At 33.6% G+C, this 17375-nt stretch carries 16 protein-coding genes; 13 read left to right on the top strand and 3 right to left on the bottom strand.

Features of this window, described 5'->3' with window-relative positions:
• The first annotated feature begins 2 nt into the window (after positions 1-2).
• The 12 genes from BLT04_RS11485 to BLT04_RS11430 all read left to right on the top strand — a co-directional run bounded on the left by BLT04_RS11485 (position 3) and on the right by BLT04_RS11430 (position 11460).
• Positions 3-425, top strand: coding sequence for a WxcM-like domain-containing protein (locus BLT04_RS11485; RefSeq protein WP_089755950.1), 423 nt, complete (start codon positions 3-5; stop codon positions 423-425).
• 2 nt (positions 426-427) lie between these two features.
• Positions 428-1546, top strand: coding sequence for a polysaccharide biosynthesis C-terminal domain-containing protein (locus BLT04_RS11480; RefSeq protein ID WP_089756420.1), 1119 nt, complete (start codon positions 428-430; stop codon positions 1544-1546).
• A 359-nt stretch (positions 1547-1905) separates the two neighbouring features.
• Positions 1906-2796, top strand: coding sequence for an O-antigen ligase family protein (locus tag BLT04_RS11475; RefSeq protein WP_170828470.1), 891 nt, complete (start codon positions 1906-1908; stop codon positions 2794-2796).
• Positions 2744-3880, top strand: coding sequence for a non-hydrolyzing UDP-N-acetylglucosamine 2-epimerase (gene wecB / locus BLT04_RS11470; RefSeq protein WP_089755948.1), 1137 nt, complete (start codon positions 2744-2746; stop codon positions 3878-3880). Before BLT04_RS11475 ends, wecB begins: the two co-directional genes overlap by 53 nt.
• Positions 3880-5088: a glycosyltransferase family 4 protein gene (locus tag BLT04_RS11465; protein WP_089755947.1), complete on the top strand. Its 1209-nt coding sequence runs from the start codon at positions 3880-3882 to the stop codon at positions 5086-5088. The genes wecB and BLT04_RS11465 overlap by 1 nt, the downstream gene beginning before the upstream one ends.
• Positions 5085-5981: an NAD-dependent epimerase/dehydratase family protein gene (locus BLT04_RS11460; protein WP_089755946.1), complete on the top strand. Its 897-nt coding sequence runs from the start codon at positions 5085-5087 to the stop codon at positions 5979-5981. The genes BLT04_RS11465 and BLT04_RS11460 overlap by 4 nt, the downstream gene beginning before the upstream one ends.
• On the top strand, positions 5978-6952 hold the full coding sequence (locus BLT04_RS11455) for an MraY family glycosyltransferase (protein ID WP_089755945.1): 975 nt from the start codon (positions 5978-5980) through the stop codon (positions 6950-6952). Before BLT04_RS11460 ends, BLT04_RS11455 begins: the two co-directional genes overlap by 4 nt.
• A 19-nt stretch (positions 6953-6971) precedes the next feature.
• Complete coding sequence (gene rfbC / locus BLT04_RS11450) at positions 6972-7517, top strand: dTDP-4-dehydrorhamnose 3,5-epimerase (RefSeq protein ID WP_089755944.1); 546 nt, start codon at positions 6972-6974, stop codon at positions 7515-7517.
• Between the two features lie 94 nt (positions 7518-7611).
• Positions 7612-8913: a 30S ribosomal protein S12 methylthiotransferase RimO gene (gene rimO / locus BLT04_RS11445; RefSeq protein WP_089755943.1), complete on the top strand. Its 1302-nt coding sequence runs from the start codon at positions 7612-7614 to the stop codon at positions 8911-8913.
• Between the two features lie 575 nt (positions 8914-9488).
• Positions 9489-9983 carry a hypothetical protein gene (locus tag BLT04_RS11440; RefSeq protein WP_139166240.1) on the top strand — a complete coding sequence of 165 codons (495 nt, stop codon included), beginning with the start codon at positions 9489-9491 and terminating at the stop codon, positions 9981-9983.
• Positions 9984-10001: 18 nt separating this feature from the next.
• Complete coding sequence (locus tag BLT04_RS11435) at positions 10002-10757, top strand: hypothetical protein (RefSeq protein WP_089755941.1); 756 nt, start codon at positions 10002-10004, stop codon at positions 10755-10757.
• A 331-nt stretch (positions 10758-11088) separates the two neighbouring features.
• Positions 11089-11460, top strand: coding sequence for a septal ring lytic transglycosylase RlpA family protein (locus BLT04_RS11430; protein ID WP_089755940.1), 372 nt, complete (start codon positions 11089-11091; stop codon positions 11458-11460).
• A gap of 68 nt (positions 11461-11528) precedes the next feature.
• Here BLT04_RS11430 and BLT04_RS11425 read toward each other — a convergent pair whose 3' ends face one another.
• From BLT04_RS11425 to BLT04_RS11415, 3 genes are all read right to left on the bottom strand, one after another.
• Positions 11529-12293, bottom strand: a complete 765-nt coding sequence (locus BLT04_RS11425; protein WP_089755939.1) for an exodeoxyribonuclease III — start codon at positions 12291-12293, stop codon at positions 11529-11531.
• 85 nt (positions 12294-12378) lie between these two features.
• Positions 12379-13923 (bottom strand): T9SS response regulator signal transducer PorX, encoded by a 1545-nt coding sequence (gene porX / locus BLT04_RS11420; protein WP_089755938.1) that lies wholly within the window; start codon positions 13921-13923, stop codon positions 12379-12381.
• Positions 13924-14054: 131 nt separating this feature from the next.
• A complete protein-coding gene (locus BLT04_RS11415) occupies positions 14055-15695 on the bottom strand; it encodes a S41 family peptidase (RefSeq protein WP_089755937.1) in 1641 nt (546 codons plus the stop codon).
• A gap of 382 nt (positions 15696-16077) precedes the next feature.
• Here BLT04_RS11415 and BLT04_RS11410 point away from each other — a divergent pair, with 382 nt between their 5' ends.
• Positions 16078-17292 carry an HD domain-containing protein gene (locus BLT04_RS11410; RefSeq protein ID WP_089755936.1) on the top strand — a complete coding sequence of 405 codons (1215 nt, stop codon included), beginning with the start codon at positions 16078-16080 and terminating at the stop codon, positions 17290-17292.
• Positions 17293-17375: the final 83 nt, after the last annotated feature.

Below are 17375 nucleotides of genomic sequence, written 5' to 3'. Positions count from 1 at the left end.
TTATGGAATTACCAGGAATTATTGAAGGCGGAAAACATTCTGACGACAGAGGGAATTTGTTTTTCAATAGAAATTTTGATGCTTCCGAGATCAAAAGAATTTATTTTATTGAAAATAAGGATATACATTTTGTAAGAGGCTGGACAGGCCATAAAATCGAACAACGCTGGTTTACTGCTTCTCATGGAAGTTTTATCATTAAATTGGTTACTCTTGAAGACTTCGAAAAATCAAAAAAAGAACCCCAAATTTTTGAGTTTGAATTAAACAGCAAAAAACTTGATATTATTCACATTCCGAAAGGATATGCAACAGCCATTCAGTCTAAGGAAACAGACTCAAAATTACTGGTAATGGCAGATTATCGTTTAGGTGAAATTAATGATGATTACCGCTATCCTTTGGATTATTTTGAAAATTTATAATGATGAAGAAAATTGGTATAACCGGGCAAAACGGTTTTGTAGGCTCACATTTATACAATACTTTAGGTTTACAGCCTGAAAAATTTGAAAGAATTGACTTCAAAAGAGATTTTTTTGAAGATCCTGAAAAATTAGACGCATTTGTAAAGCAATGTGATGTAATTGTACATCTTGCAGCAATGAACCGCCATCCTGATGCAGAAATTATTTTCAGTAATAATATTGATTTAGTTAAAAAATTAACGGAATCTTTAGAAAGAACGGAATCCAAAGCGCACGTTCTGTTTTCATCTTCATCTCAGGAAGAAAAAGATAATTTATACGGAAAATCAAAAAAAGAAGGAAGAGAGATTTTAGCAGATTGGGCAAAAAAATCCGGCGGAAAATTTACAGGAATGGTGATTCCTAATGTTTTCGGCCCGTTTGGAAAGCCAAATTACAATTCTTTTGTCGCTACATTTTGCTATAAGCTTACTCATGGTGAAAATCCTGTGATAGACAATGATGGCGAAGTTAAGCTGATTTATGTCGCAGAATTGGTTCAGGAAATTATCGCCCAGATTGAAGTAAGCGAAACGAAGGAGATGTACGAAATTCCACATACTTCTATTAATAAAGTTTCTGAAGTTTTAGCCAAACTTGAGAATTATAAAAAATTATACTTTGATAACGGTGAAATCCCGGAATTAAATTCAGGTTTTGATTTAAATTTATTCAATACTTTCCGTTGTTATTTTGATGTCAAAAATCATTACCCTGTAAAATTTACTCAGCATACAGATCCAAGAGGAGCTTTTGTGGAAGTAATCCGGCTGGGAATCGGAGGTCAATGCTCATTTTCAACGACCGTTCCCGGAATCACAAGAGGAAATCATTTTCATACCAGAAAAATAGAGCGTTTTGCAGTAATTAAAGGAAAAGCATTAATTCAGTTAAGAAAAATCGATTCCGATGAGGTTCTTAATTTTGAGCTTGACGGTAATGAGCCTGCTTATGTTGATATGCCGATCTGGTATACTCACAATATCAAAAATATTGGGGAAGAAGAGTTATACACCATTTTTTGGATCAATGAGCCTTTTAATCCTGAGGATTCGGATACCTATTTTGTAGAGGTCTAGTTTTTATGGACAGAATAAATAACCTAAAATCGCTAATCTTTGATAAAAAAGAAACTTATTTTCTTTTTATTACCTTATTTGGGTATATTCTTGCCTATATAGATCCTTTTGAAGTAAAAAATATCCCCCATTTTATTAATCTTTCATTAAGAGGCGGAATAATGATCTCATCAGTATTTTTTATTATTAATAATTTTAAGATTGTAAAGGAAAGAAAATTTGTAATTATATCTTTTCTCTTATTCTATGGTTTTTATTTAATAAAAACATGGTATACTTTTCAAAATTTTTACTTCATCCCGAGTACATTTGAGGAATTTAAAGAATCCTTTTATTACTTTGGCTTAATCGTAATTCCTTTGCCGGTAATAGCACTTTTGAGCTTAGATTATCAAAAGGTTGATTTTAAGCAATTCTGTAAAATTGTTCTTTGGTTTTTTTTAATTATTCTTACTATTAATGTTCTTTTTATAAAAAAACTGGGAGGTAACAGAAGCGGCATATTCAGGTCGTATTATATTTTGACAGGGCACTACGGGCTAAGCTCAGTGCTTGTGGGCTTGTTCAGTTATTTATTTCTTAAAAAGAAACAAAAAATATATTTATTAGCTATCATTTTGGGGGCCATTCCCATGTTTTTTTCGGCGGCAAGAAGTCCTGTATTGGCTCTTTTTGTAGTTTTTTTGGTATTTTTAATTTTAAAGAACGAAAAGAAATACTGGGCTTATTCACTTATTACAGTAATTTTATCAATAATTTTACTTTTTGTAATTTACAAAAGCGGTTTAGGAGATAATATTGTTTTTTTTAAAAGAATAAACGAAGCGATTTTTGAGAGAGATGCTTCGGGAAGATCATATTATCTGAATAAAGGCATTGATATATTTATCAATAATCCGTGGTTGGGTGGCCGGGTACTTTTTGAAGACGGAATGTATCCTCATAACTTATTTGTTGATGTGCTTATGTCAACAGGTTTAGTAGGGATGATTCTATTTATAATTTATTTTAAATTTGTAGCACAGAGTTTTATAAAAGTTTTAAAAAATAATAAAAAATATAAAGAAGGCGGAATTTTAGCTTTTTTCTTTCTGCAGTATTTTATTCTGGCTCAAACATCAGGAAATATCTATTCATCCTTCGAATTCTGGTATTTTGGTGCAGCCGTAATTGGCTTAGGATATATAAATTTAACAAATGAAGAAATTAAAAGTAGTGACAGTCGTGGGTACACGGCCGGAGATCATTAGATTATCAAGAGTATTATCAGCTTTAGATGCTTCTGAGGCTATAGAACATATCATCGTCCATACCGGGCAAAATTACGATTACGAGCTTAATCAGATCTTTTTTGAAGATTTAGGTCTCCGTAAGCCGGATTATTTTCTCGAGGCAGCCGGAAAAACAGCTACAGAAACAGTTGGAAATATTTTAATTAAAATTGATCCTCTTCTGGAAGAATTAAATCCTGATGCTTTCTTAGTTTTAGGTGATACCAATTCTTGCCTGTGTGCAATTCCTGCAAAGAAAAGACAAATTCCGATTTTCCATATGGAAGCCGGAAACAGATGTTTTGACCAAAGAGTTCCGGAGGAAACCAACCGTAAAATTGTAGACCACACATCAGATATTAATTTAACGTATTCAGACATCGCCCGCGAATATTTATTGAGAGAAGGCCTTCCTGCAGACCGGATAATTAAAACCGGCTCTCCGATGTTTGAGGTTTTAACCCACTATTTACCTCAGATTGAAAGCTCTGATGTTCTGGCAAGGTTACAGCTTGAAGAAGGAAAATATTTCGTAGTTTCTTCTCACAGAGAGGAAAATATTAATTCTGAGAAAAACTTTCATGGATTGATAGACGGCCTTAATGCCATTGCAGAGAAATTTGGTTATCCAATTATTGTTTCCACGCATCCCAGAACCAGGAATATGATCGATAAAAAGCAGGTGGAAGTAAGACCGGAAATCCAGTTTCTGAAACCTCTCGGTTTTCATGATTATAATGCATTACAAATGAGAAGCTATGCTGTATTATCTGATTCTGGAACGATCTCGGAAGAATCTTCTATCCTGAATTTCAGAGCCTTAAATATCAGAGACGCCCACGAAAGGCCGGAAGCCATGGAAGAAGCTTCTGTCATGATGGTTGGGATGTCTCCCGAAAGAATTTTACAGGGATTAACGCAGCTTCAGCAACAAAAAACAGGCAAAGAAAGAAATTACAGACCTGTAGCAGATTATTCTATACCCAACGTTTCTGAAAAGATGGTAAGAATTATCCTGAGCTATACCGATTATGTTAACAGAGTAGTTTGGAGCAAGAAATAATGAAAATATTAATCGTAACCCAGTATTTTTATCCCGAAAACTTCAAAAGTAATGATATGGCTTTTGAGCTGCAGAAAAGAGGTCATGATGTTACTGTTTTAACCGGAATTCCAAATTATCCGGAAGGGAAAATATATGAAGGCTACAGCTTTTCTAAAAATAGGAAACAGGTCATAAACGGGGTAGAAGTAATCAGGGCGTTATTATTGCCAAGAGGAAAAGGAGGCGGAATAAGGCTTTTTCTGAATTATTTCAGCTGGGCATTTTTTGCATCTTTAAAAGCAAGAAGATTATCCCCGCATAAAAAGTTTGATGCGGTCATTGTTCATGAGCCATCGCCGATTACTCAGTTTTATCCTGCTTTAGCGATAAAAAAAACTCAGAAAACACCCATTTATTTCTGGGTCATGGATCTTTGGCCTGAAAGCCTTGAAATTGCAGGCGGAATAAAAAATAAATTCGTTTTGAGCTTTTTCACGAAAATGATTCAGCGTTTTTATAAACAGTCTGAAAAAATTCTTATTACTTCAAAAGGTTTCAGAAAATCTATTTTAGAAAAAGGAGATTTTGATCATAAAATAGAATATTTTCCCAATTGGGCGGAAGATACTATTTCTTCAGGCGATCTTAATTATCCGATTCCCGTGCTTCCGGAAGGATTTAAAATAATGTTTGCAGGAAATATTGGTGAAGCCCAGGATTTAGAAAGTATAATGGATGCCGCTCTAAAACTTAAGGAAAATAAAGAAATTAAATTTATTCTGGTAGGTGACGGCAGAAAAATGCCTTTTGTACAGGAATTTATAAAGCATAATAATCTTGAAGAAACGGTGTATACAGTCGGAAGATTTCCTGTAGAAGCAATGGCTTCGTTTTTTAACGCAGCAGATATTTTATTGGTAAGTCTTAAGGACGACTCGATTTTTAATCTCACGGTTCCGGCAAAGGTTCAGGCTTATATGAGCTCCGGAAAACCTATTATGGCAATGCTCAACGGCGAAGGATCGGAAAATATTAAGGAAGCGGAATGCGGATTTGCAGTTCCTGCAGGAGATAGCGAAAAGCTGGCTCAAACTATAGAAATAGCATCAAAAAAACATAAAGAAGAACTCAAAAAAATGGGAATGAATGGAAAAAAATTTTATGAAAAACATTTTAGAATGGAAGAATGCATCTCAAATCTTGAAAGAATAATTTCTGAAAAATGAAAATTATAATTACAGGAATATCAGGATTTGTAGGGCAGAATCTTTCAGGATATTTAAAAGAAAAAGGAAATGACATTCAGGGGCTTTCCTTAAGAGGAACATGGGTTCTTGATAAAACCTCAGATGTGCTTATACATCTTGCGGGCAAGGCTCATGATACGGCAAATACGTCTTCGGAAGAAGAATATTTTAGAATTAATACCGATCTTACCAAAACTTTATTTGATGAATTTTTAAATTCGGCGATCAAAGATTTCATATATTTCAGCAGCGTAAAAGCTACGGCAGATACCATTGATGGTATTTTAGAGGAAAACCATTTATCAGATCCTCAAACTCCTTACGGGAAGTCAAAGCTTTTGGCTGAGAAATACCTGCTGTCAAAAAATCTTCCGGAGGGTAAAAGACTCTTTATTATTCGCCCGTGCATGATTCATGGTCCTGGAAATAAAGGGAATTTAAATTTGCTGTATAAAGTCGTTGAAAAAGGGATTCCGTGGCCATTGGCGGCTTTTGAAAATAAAAGGTCATTTTTAAGTATCGACAATCTTAATTATTTATTATTGGCGATGATTAAAAATACCGATATTGATTCCGGAATTTATAATTTTGCCGACGATAATTTTATTTCCACCAATGAGCTTATACAAATAATTGGCGAAGCATCGGGAAAAAGAAGCAGTTTATGGAAAATACCTTCGGGTCTTATTATTTCATTAGCGAAAATAGGAGATAAAATAAAATTGCCATTAAATTCAGAAAGATTAAAAAAATTAACTGAAAGCTATACGGTTTCTAATAATAAAATTAAAAGTAAATTACATATAGAAAAACTTCCCGTATCAGCTAAAGAAGGATTAATAAAAACAATTAAAAGCTTTCAACCTAAATGATGGAGTATATATTTGTTATAATCATTCTGTTTGTATGCATGCTGGTTTATTTTAAAATAGCCGACAAATACAATATTATTGATAAACCCAATCATAGAAGTGCTCACACGCAGATCACTTTACGTGGTGGCGGGATTATTTTTCCTGTAGCTTTTATTCTGTTTGCTCTTTTTAACACGAATCTTTTTTTTAATGATTATTGGGCTTTCGGGCTTGGCTTAATGGCTATCTGTACGGTTAGCTTTATTGATGATATTATTGATTTATCCAATAAAATAAGGCTTTCAGCGCATTTCATTTCAGTAATTTTGCTGTTGTATTGCTTTGGGGTTTTTAATGCTGAAAACTTAATTCCATTCTGGATTTGGCCTGTCATGTTTATTTTAATTATCGGAACCCTTAATGCCTATAATTTTATGGACGGCATTAATGGCATGACCGGAATTTACAGCTTGGTGACATTGGCATCACTGGTATATATCAATCAGGAAATTTATCAGTTTGTAGATAAAGACCTTATATATTATCCTATTTTGGCGTGTTTGGTGTTTTTATTCTATAACTTCAGAAAAAAAGCAAAATGTTTTGCAGGCGATGTTGGAAGCATGGGAATCGGATTCTGGATAATTGGTTTAATTACATTGTTGATTATTAAAACCCAGGATATTAAATACCTGTTCCTTTTATCAATTTATGGGATAGAAGTTGTGCTGACGATTATTGAAAGATTACAATTGAAAGAAAATATATTCGAAGCCCACAGAAGACACCTTTATCAGCTGTTTGCAAATGAAAAAAAAGTTTCACATTTGATGATAAGTGGTGCTTATGCATTGTTGCAATTAATTATAAATGCATTTTTAATTCATTCAAACCTTTCAGTCTGGCTTATTATGTTGATTATATTTATTCCTGCCGGCGGAATGTATTTAGGGCTCAAGTGGTCATTAAAAAAAGAATATAATCTTTAAAGTATTAAAAATATTCACAATGAAAATTAAAGAAACTCCTTTAAAAGACTGTTACATCATAGAACCTACTGTTTTTGAAGATGACAGAGGGTATTTTTTTGAAAAATTTAACGAACAAAAATTTGAAGAATTAACCGGAATGAATGGTCATTTTGTTCAGGATAATATTTCAAAATCTTCTTATGGAGTTTTGCGGGGTCTTCATTTGCAGAAGGGGGAACATGCGCAGGCCAAGCTGGTTTCCTGTCTGGAAGGCAAAGTTTGGGATGTTGCCGTTGATTTAAGAGAAGATTCTCTTACTTTCGGGCAGTGGTTCGGGATTGAGCTTACAGAAGAAAATAAGCTTCAGCTATATATTCCGAGAGGTTTTGGACATGGTTTTTCTGTATTAAGTGAAAATGCGGTTTTTGCATACAAATGCGACAATTTTTATAATAAAGAATCGGAAGGAAGCATAAAATTCAATGATCCGGATTTACAAATAGACTGGAAAATTGATGAGAAAGAGGCCGTTCTTTCTGATAAGGATCAAAACGCACCGTCTTTTAAAGAGAAAAATTTCTAAATTATAACTTGAAAACCACTTTATTAAAGTGGTTTTTATTTTTTGATACAGGCTTTTTAATATTTTGTATCTTTGCAAACTCAAAATCAAAAAGATGCGCACAAAATCTGTAGGTAAAAAGAAAATCAACATCGTTACATTGGGCTGTTCCAAGAATGTTTATGACTCAGAAGTTTTAATGAGCCAGCTGAAAGCCAATGGTAAAGAGGTTGTACATGAAGATAAAGGAGATATTGTGGTCATCAATACCTGCGGATTTATTGACAACGCCAAAGAAGAATCCATCAATACCATTTTAGATTATGTTGATGCCAAAAATAGGGGCGAGGTTGAGCAGGTTTTTGTAACCGGATGTCTTTCTGAAAGATACAAGCCGGATTTGATCAGAGAAATCCCCGATGTCGATCAATATTTCGGGACAAGAGATTTGCCCCTATTATTAAAGCATCTTGGTGCAGATTATAAGCATGAATTGGTTGGTGAAAGATTAACAACCACGCCAAGACATTATGCGTATTTAAAAATTTCTGAAGGCTGCGACAGACCCTGTTCTTTCTGTGCCATTCCTTTAATGAGAGGAGGCCACGTTTCGACTCCGATCGAAAAATTGGTTTCTGAAGCTCAGAAATTAGCAAAAAAAGGCACTAAAGAATTAATTTTAATTGCTCAGGATTTAACCTATTACGGTTTAGATTTATATAAAAAACGTGCGCTTGGAGACCTTTTAAAAGAGCTGGTAAAAGTAGAAGGAGTAGAATGGATCCGCCTTCATTATGCTTTCCCAAGCGGTTTCCCGGAAGATGTGCTTGATATTATCCGTGAAGAGCCGAAGATTTGTAATTATATAGATATCCCGCTTCAGCACATTAATTCAGAGTTATTAAAATCGATGAAAAGAGGAACAACTCATGAAAAAACAGATGCGCTTCTGTCAAAATTCAGAGAAAAAGTTCCCGATATGGCCATCAGAACAACTTTGATTGTGGGTTATCCCGGTGAAACTGAAGAAAGATTCCAGGAATTAAAAGACTGGGTCAGAGAGCAGAAATTTGACAGATTAGGATGCTTTACTTATTCTCATGAAGAAAATACTTCTGCCCATGTTCTGGAAGATGATGTTCCGCAGGAAGTTAAGGAAGCCAGAGTGGAAGAAATTATGGAGATTCAGTCTCAGATTTCGTGGGAAAAAAATCAGGAAAGAATTGGAAAAATTTATAAATGTGTATTTGACAGAAAAGAAGGAAACTATTTTATCGGAAGAACAGAATATGATTCTCCTGATGTAGATAATACCGTTCTTGTTGCTGCTGACAACACCTATATATCAATCGGAGAGTTTGCTAATGTAAAAATTACGGCAGCCGAAGAGTTCGATCTATATGGTGAATTAATTTAGGATATTTCAACATTTGTTGAATTTTATTCATCAATAAATTGATTAAAATGTCGTTTTTTAAAAGATTAATTAAATTTAACATAAATTTTATAATTATGTTAAACTTTTAATCATTTGAATATCAGTATTTTGTGTTTTTACATACACAAAAATTTAAAACTTTTTTATCCGATTACATGGAAATTAAATAATAAAGTATTAACTTTGCCACAAGAATAGATTTTTATAATTCTCTTTGTTGAAAATTAGATAGTTAAAAAAATAATCAAGAAGAATGATTTTTGAGAGTTTTTTGTCTATAATATTTGTAACTGCTCTTTAAAGGCAGGCACAAGTTGGGATGAACTTTCTCAATTTTAAATAAAGGAAATTATTTGGTGAAAAATGTAATTTAAAATCTTTAAAAACTTATGAAAAAAATTTTATTAACAGCGACTATTTTAGTCGGCTTTGCAACAGTTGCTCAGGCTCAGCAAGGACGTGTTGGGATTAATACAACTACTCCCGCAGCTACTCTAGATGTTGTAGCTAACACGGCAGATGCTACCAGACCTGACGCACTATTGGTCCCTCGCTTGACAAGAGCTCAATTAGCAGCCAAAGATGCTGCTTACACAGCTACTCAGAACGGTGCTCTTACGTTTGTAAACACTTTAGATGGTACTGCAGCTGGTAAAACAGTGAATGTAACAGCAACAGGTTTCTACTACTACGATGCTCCAAACACAGTTTGGGTTGCGGTAGGTGGAGGTGGAGCCTCAACTCCTCAAAGGTATGAAGGTATTAGAGGTACTGCTACTGTAGTTACTGCTACTTCTCATACTGTTGGTGCTAATGATTACTTTATAGAAACAACTGCACCTGCTGCAGTTACAGTTTCTTTACCTGCTGCAGGTGGAGCAAATACAGGTAGAGTAGTAGTCGTTTCCAATATGAATACTGCTAACTCAACAGTTACTGTTATCGATGCCAGTGGAACTGCTATTGCAGGTACTGCAACAGTTCTTCAATTTAGAGGTAAGCATTTTATATCAGATGGTACAAGATGGGTTTCAATTTCTTATAACTAATATTAAAAATCAAATACAATGAAAAAAATAGTTTTATTAAGCATATTATGTTTCCTATCTTCTAATGTATATTACTCTCAAATAGCAACGAATCAAGCGACTGTTGCAACAATTACTGACGAAAATCCATTTTTAGATGCAAGTTCAAATTTTGATCAAAGTGCTAACTCTTCTAATACAGTTGGAAAAGGATTAGTATATCCTAGAACTGATCTTACGACTTGGGTTTTTAAAACGGATATTATTGACGGGATTAACTTTCCTACCGGTTTTGACGGTATGATTGTTTATAATACTGGGACTGGAAATACTTTAACAGGTACTGATAACCCTACTGTTGTTTCTTCTGTTGCTCCTGGCTTTTATTATTTCTCTAATCCTATAGCTGCTGGTTCAGTTACAGGTAGTGCTGCTGTATCAACAGGTAGATGGTTGCCATTAGGTGGAGGTGGAAAAGTTGACGTTACAACTGCAGAAACTACTACAAACAATTTAGTTGGAGGAAGACAGATCTATGCTAGAAAAGGAACATTTACAGTAAATGGAACTTCTACAGCACCTACTTCTTATGCTCCGGCTGCTATTACAGTGCCTGCAAGTGCAACTGCTAGCATCTACAGAGTAACAGTTTACAAAGCTGGTACGGGAAGTATATTTGCTAATGGAGTATATTCTTATGATATTACTAACGGTAACCTTATTACAGGTTCTCCAAGTATGTCAGTAGTTTATCCTACCGGAACTTATGACTATGTTGTAGAGTACACAAAATAATTGTTACTCTCTCAAAATACAGAAAACCAATGAAATATTTCATTGGTTTTTTTATGTTTAATTTTCAATTTTTATAATTCTGACAATTAATTGATTTTCAGTTTGTTTTAAAATTGGGTATTTAAAATTATGCTTTGATTAGTTAATTATGTTAACTTTTGTACTCTTTTTTTAACACTTTTTAACAATGTGCTGTAAAATGCCTGTTAATAGGGAGTTACAGGCTCTGTTAACATATAATTGGTTTTTTATTAACAGTTTTTAACAATTGGAGTGTTGACTTTACGATAAACCTGATACTTTTGCTGAGTCAAACCAATAAAAGTTCAAAGTGATGAAAAGATTTATTCTCGTAATCATAATGATGATTTCAACCTTTGGTGTTTATTCTTTCAAGAGTAATGCCATAGATGCGAAAAAAACAAGTTATGCATCGTACTACCACGATAAGTTTAATGGTAGAAAAACAGCCAGCGGAGAGATCTTTGATAATGCAAAGTTTACCGCAGCAAACAGAACGCTTCCATTTGGAACAAACATTAAGGTAACCAACCTGAACAATGGTAAAGAGGTGATAGTGAAAGTAAATGATAGAGGGCCTTACCATTCATCAAGATCTTTAGACATGTCTAAAGCTGCGTTCGATGAAATCGGAGATACCGATCACGGTACCATTCCGGTGGAATATGAAATTGTCGATTAAATTTATGATTTAAACTTAAAAAAAAGCCAACTTAACTTAGTTGGCTTTTTCTTTTGATATATACATTATTATAAATCTAATTCTACTAAAGCAGGGCAATGATCAGAATGCGCTGCCTCTTTTAAAATAACAGCCCTGGAAAGCTTTTCTTTTAATGCATAAGAAGCAAAATTATAATCCAATCTCCAGCCTTTATTTTTAGCCCTGGAATTTTGCCTGTAACTCCACCATGTATAATTTTCAGGTTCGTTGTTAAAGAAGCGAAAACTATCTATCAATTCGCATTCATTGATGAAATTTGTCATCCATTCTCTTTCCATAGGTAAAAACCCTGAAGTGTTCTTTAAACGGATAGGATCATAAATATCGATCGCTTCATGACAAATATTAAAATCTCCCGAAATAATAAGATTCGGAATTTCTTTTTTTAAGTTTTTGATGTAATTTAAAAAATCGTGGCAGAACTGCATTTTAAATTCAAGCCTTTCAATATTGGAAGCCGACGGAACATATACTGAAATTGCTGAAAAGCCGTCAAAATCCGCACGGATGATTCTTCCTTCGTTATCGTAGCTTTCAATGCCGCAACCATATTCTACATGATTGGGTTTTATTTTAGAGGCAATTCCAACGCCGCTGTAGCCTTTTCTCACTGCTGAATGCCAATAACTATGATAACCCAGTTTTTCGAGGCTTTCGATGTCTATTTGGTCGTTTCCGGCTTTGCTTTCCTGAATACAGATAATATCCGGATCGGAAGTTTGCAGCCATCCCAGAAAATCTTTGGTGAAAGCAGCCCTGATTCCGTTTACGTTATAAGTAATTAATCTCATAATTCAAAAATAATAAAAAAGAAGCGGAAAAAATCAATTGATTTTTTCCGCCTTAAACCCAAATTAAATAAACTATGAAAAAGAACTACTTGGGTTCTAAAATACTGATCGGGATGATACATTCCTCAAGGGAAATCCCGCCGTGCTGGTACGTTTCTTTATAATAGTTTACGAAGTGATTGTAATTTTTTGGATAAGCTAAGAAAATATTATTCTTGGCAAAAATATATTTTGAGCTCAAATTACCTTTCGGTAAGAAAAGCTTTTCAGGATTAGTCACCGCCCAGACATCGCTTGAATCGTAGGTTAAACTTTTTCCTGTTTTATAACGAATGTTAGTAGATGTTTCTCTATCACCGACTACTTTGCTTGGTTTTTTAACGTAAACCGTTCCATGGTCTGTGGTGATAACTAATTTATAGCCACTTTCAGCCGCAAGCTTAATTATTTTAACTAATGATGAATTTTCAAACCAGTTTGATGTCAAAGAACGGAAGGTTTTATCATCACGAATCAACTGGTCGACAATATGATTATCCGTTTTTGCGTGCGAAAGAATATCGATAAAGTTGTAAACAATTACCAACAGATCATTGTTTTTGTGCTGATTAAAATCTTCATAAATCTTTCTTTCAAAATCAGCGTTTAAAACTTTTAGATATTTCATTGATTTAGAGCCTAAACCAATTCTTTTCATTTGATCTTCAAGGAAATCCCTTTCAAATTCGTTTTTATTTCCGTCTTCATTATCGTTAAACCATTTGTCAGGGAAACGTTTTTCAATCTCAGAAGGCATTAATCCTGCAAAGAAAGAGTTTCTCGCATACTGAGTTGCAGTCGGAAGAATACTGTAATAATAATCTTCGGACACTTTATTGTAATGTTTCGTAAATAACGGCTCAATCACTTTCCACTGATCATAGCGAAGGTTATCGACCATCAGTAAAAGAACTTTTTCTTTTTCAACCTCGGGCTTGATTTTTTCCTTAAAAAGCGTATGGCTCATTAATGGTTTTTCATTTCCGTTTAACCAGTCTTCATAATTGTTTTCGATAAATTTTGCAAACTGAATGTTGGCTTCTTCTTTCTGGGATTGCAAAAGATCTGCAAATTCGTTATCTGCCACTTTGTCAAACTTGATTTCCCAGTTGACAATTTTCTTATAATATTCCGCCCATTCCTGGTATGTTCTCAAATAAGAAAGTTCCATAGAAAGATTTCTGAATTCCTGTTGATATTGCAGAATAGTTTTCTGCTCAACAAGATTATCTTCCTGAAGGTTTTTCTTTAACGATAATAAAATCTGGTTGGGATTTACGGGCTTTAAGATATAATCTGCGATCTGAGATCCGATCGCTTCTTCCATAATGTGTTCCTCTTCACTTTTCGTCACCATTACAATTTTTAGAGAATTATCTTTCTCTTTAATCATAGGAATTGCTTCCAGTCCGGAAATTCCGGGCATATTTTCATCAATAAGCGTTAATGCGAATTTCTCTGAATCCATTAGTTCAAGCGCCTCATTGACGTTGTTAACAGGCGTTACCTGATAGCCTTTTTTTTCTAAAAATACGATGTGAGGTTTAAGTAAATCTATTTCATCATCTATCCATAATATCTTTTCCGACATAATTAATTTTTTACATGGTTATAGTATCAAATTGTTGACCAATTCTTTTCAAAAACTGCCAAAATAAGCAGGTTTTAAGTTAAATATAAGTTAAATGAAAGCATAACGGAATATTTGCATTATTGTTTCATCTAATGACCGTCTTTTATATATTCCAAAGCTCTTTCCAGAACTTCATCTTTTCCTTCTTTTATCCCTTTTACGGTAGGTTTCACGATAATATCAGGAATAATTCCGATTCTCTGCGTTTCCTTACCGTCGGGATAATAGGCTCCGAGACCGGTAAAGCTCGTTTCCAGATCAGCAATGTTTAAATAAATCACATCTCCATTGGCTCCGGAAGTATTGCTGCCAATCACTTTTGCTTTTGGATGCTGCTTAAACATCATAGTGGTTGTCTCGGCCTGGCTCTGCGTATTTTCGTCTACCAAAACTACTACATTTCCTTTGTAATAATCAGAATTTTTTACACCGATCTGATTTTTTCGGCTATAAAATTTACTCAAATAATTTGTATCTGGAAAATTAAATTGATAATAAATAAAACTTTCAGGAAGTAACAGCTTTGCCAAAGGGAAAATTGTTTGTTTGGGATAATTTCTTAAATCAAAAATAATGGATTCTGCAGATTTTAAATTGCTGTACATTTCATCTAAATCTTCCCGTTCAATAACCCCCATATTCACATATCCGATCTTCTTTTCTTCATCATAAAATTTCCATTTTTCCGGTTGGGCGGGCTTTTCTGAAATGATATCTTTTAAGAGATAGGTTTTTATTTGTAAGGCTAAATTTTGTCCATTTCTTTCTATTTTAAGATTAATTGAATCTTTATTGGTAAAAAGAAAAAGATTTTTCACTTTTTTGATCTTTCCCCAGGAATTGGATGCCGGAATATATTTTCCGAAAGCATTTACTTTTTGAGGAATCGTCAGACCATTAATATCATAAATAACATCTCCGGTTTGTAAAGGTGTTTCTTCATTAAATTTGTTTGAATTAGTTTTCGTTACAACCAATTTTCCTTCCGCGTACAGATATTCCACGGGAACTTTTCTCCTTCCGTATTGGTTTAAGCTAATGAATGGTGAAAATAAAAAAGCATGCGAATCATCAACCTTTGTCACTAATTCTGCCAATGTCAAATGATAATTTTCAGTAGTATTAATAGTGAGAAACTTCGGAATCATTTCCGTTAAAACATCATTCCAATTTTGATCTGTTTTATACTTGTAAGGAAAAAAATATTCAATATAATTCCAATATCTGAATAATTCTAAAAGGTTTATTTCTTTTGAAGTGAATTTTGAGCCATAAGAATTTTCATTTCTAAAATAAACTTTTCTTCCACCTTTTCCGAAATAATGATTTTCGCTAATATTTCTATTATTCTGAATATATTTCAACTTTTGAGTGACATTTTCAGAAAAAATATTTTGATTATTGATCCAGTTTAAATCGAAATTCTTTAAAAAATAGACTTTATTTTCTTTTTTTGAACATTCTTTACATTCATCAACTTTTCCAAGACTGTCAATCCATTTTGAATATAATTCGTTTAATTGATTTTTATTATTAATATTTTTAAGTTCATTTATTTTCTGAAATAATTGTTGATCCCAATTAAAAGTTCCTTTTGCAACATTCGGATGGTAATATTTTAAAAATCCCCAAACTTTACAAAGCGATTCCAGTTTTTGAGTCTCGGATAGAGCTTGCGCGGAAAAGTTTAAACTTAAAAATAAGATGATAAAAAGTGAGAATTTTCTCATTTACTGGTTTATTCAACCAAAGATAATTTTTAAACACATTTGGCACAAATATTTTCATTAATAACCATTTGAAGTATGTTTTGGCTAAAGCCAATTGATTTGGTTTGATTAAACGGGCTAAAGCCCGTTCTATTGATGGAACCGAACGAATTATGAGAATTTACAACCAATCTTTGCTGAGTGAAATGCCTTTGCGAACGAAAATATGCATAACAACTGTAAAGAAAATCTTTGTGAACTTTGCGTTAAACACAAATTCCAAATTGATATTATTTGTGAAAATATTGTGTCATCTATGTTTAAATCAAACCTTTTTTAATAGAAAATTAATCAATCCTAAAATATAAAATCCCTAAATTTGTGTATAAATACTGACGTTTCAATGCAGAATAAGCTTAAAATCATCAACGATCCCGTTCACGGATTCATCAAAATTCCACATGAAATTTTATTCGACATTATCGAGCATCCATACTTCCAGCGATTAAGAAGAATTGGGCAAACCGGACTTTTGAATCTGATTTTTCCGGGCGCGACACATACGAGGTTTCATCATGCTTTGGGCGCGATGCATCTGATGTTTACTGCTTTGGAAACGTTGAAGCAGAAAGGGGTTAAAATCTCTGATGAAGAAGAAAAAGGCGCAATGCTGGCGATTTTAATGCATGATATTGGTCATGGTCCGTTTTCTCACGCCTTGGAAAGTATGCTGATGGATGATTGGCATCACGAAAATCTTTCGTTATTATTAATGAATAGGTTAAATAATGAGTTTAGTGGCCAGTTATCAATGGCGATAGAAATGTTTCAGGGGAAATATCATAGAAAATTTTTCAATCAGCTGATTTCGTCTCAATTAGATGTTGACAGGCTTGATTATTTAAAGCGAGACAGCTTTTTCACGGGAGTTTCTGAAGGAAATATTAATACACAGCGAATAATTTCCATGATGAATGTTTGTGAAGAAGGTGAATTGGTAATCGATGCCAAAGGAATTTATTCCATTGAAAACTTTCTGACAGCCAGAATGTTCATGTATTGGCAGGTATATTATCACAAAACATCGGCGTTGGCGGAATTTCTTTTGGTTAAAATCTTAGAAAGAGCAAAATATCTGGTTTCACAGGGAACTGATCTGCCGGCAACAGAAAATTTAAAATATTTTTTATACCGAGGAAAAAGCTCGGCAACCGATGAAGATGTTGAAAGATTCACACAGCTTGATGATAATGACGTTATTCAGGCCATGAAATCATGGCAAAATTCGGATGATGTGATCTTATCTTACTGGTGTAAATGTGTGATACAGAGAAATTTGCCGAAAACAATCATTTCATCCCACCAGTTTAATAGGGAATTCATTGAAGAAAAAATAAAAAAAACGAACGAATTTTTCGGAATTGATAATGGAGATCAGCTCGTACACGAAATCAAAAGAAAACTTCTTCCTTATAATACAAAAAAGCAGCCGATTTATTTATTGCGGAAAAATGGCGGAAAAATAAGGCTCGATGAATCCGAAGATCAGCTTTTATCAGGGCTTATCGTGAATAAGACGACAAGATATATACTGACGTTTCCGAGAGATATTTCGTAAATAAATTCTTAAAGTATATTAAAATTTACGATCCCAAAATTAAAAAATGTTTGCGAATTATAGAATTTCTTATCTTTGCAGAA

Origin of the sequence: Chryseobacterium soldanellicola, assembly GCF_900100115.1 — a bacterium.
GTDB lineage: Bacteria > Bacteroidota > Bacteroidia > Flavobacteriales > Weeksellaceae > Chryseobacterium > Chryseobacterium soldanellicola.
Note: the sequence above shows the minus strand (reverse complement) of the source record. Positions and strands in the feature narration are given on the sequence as shown.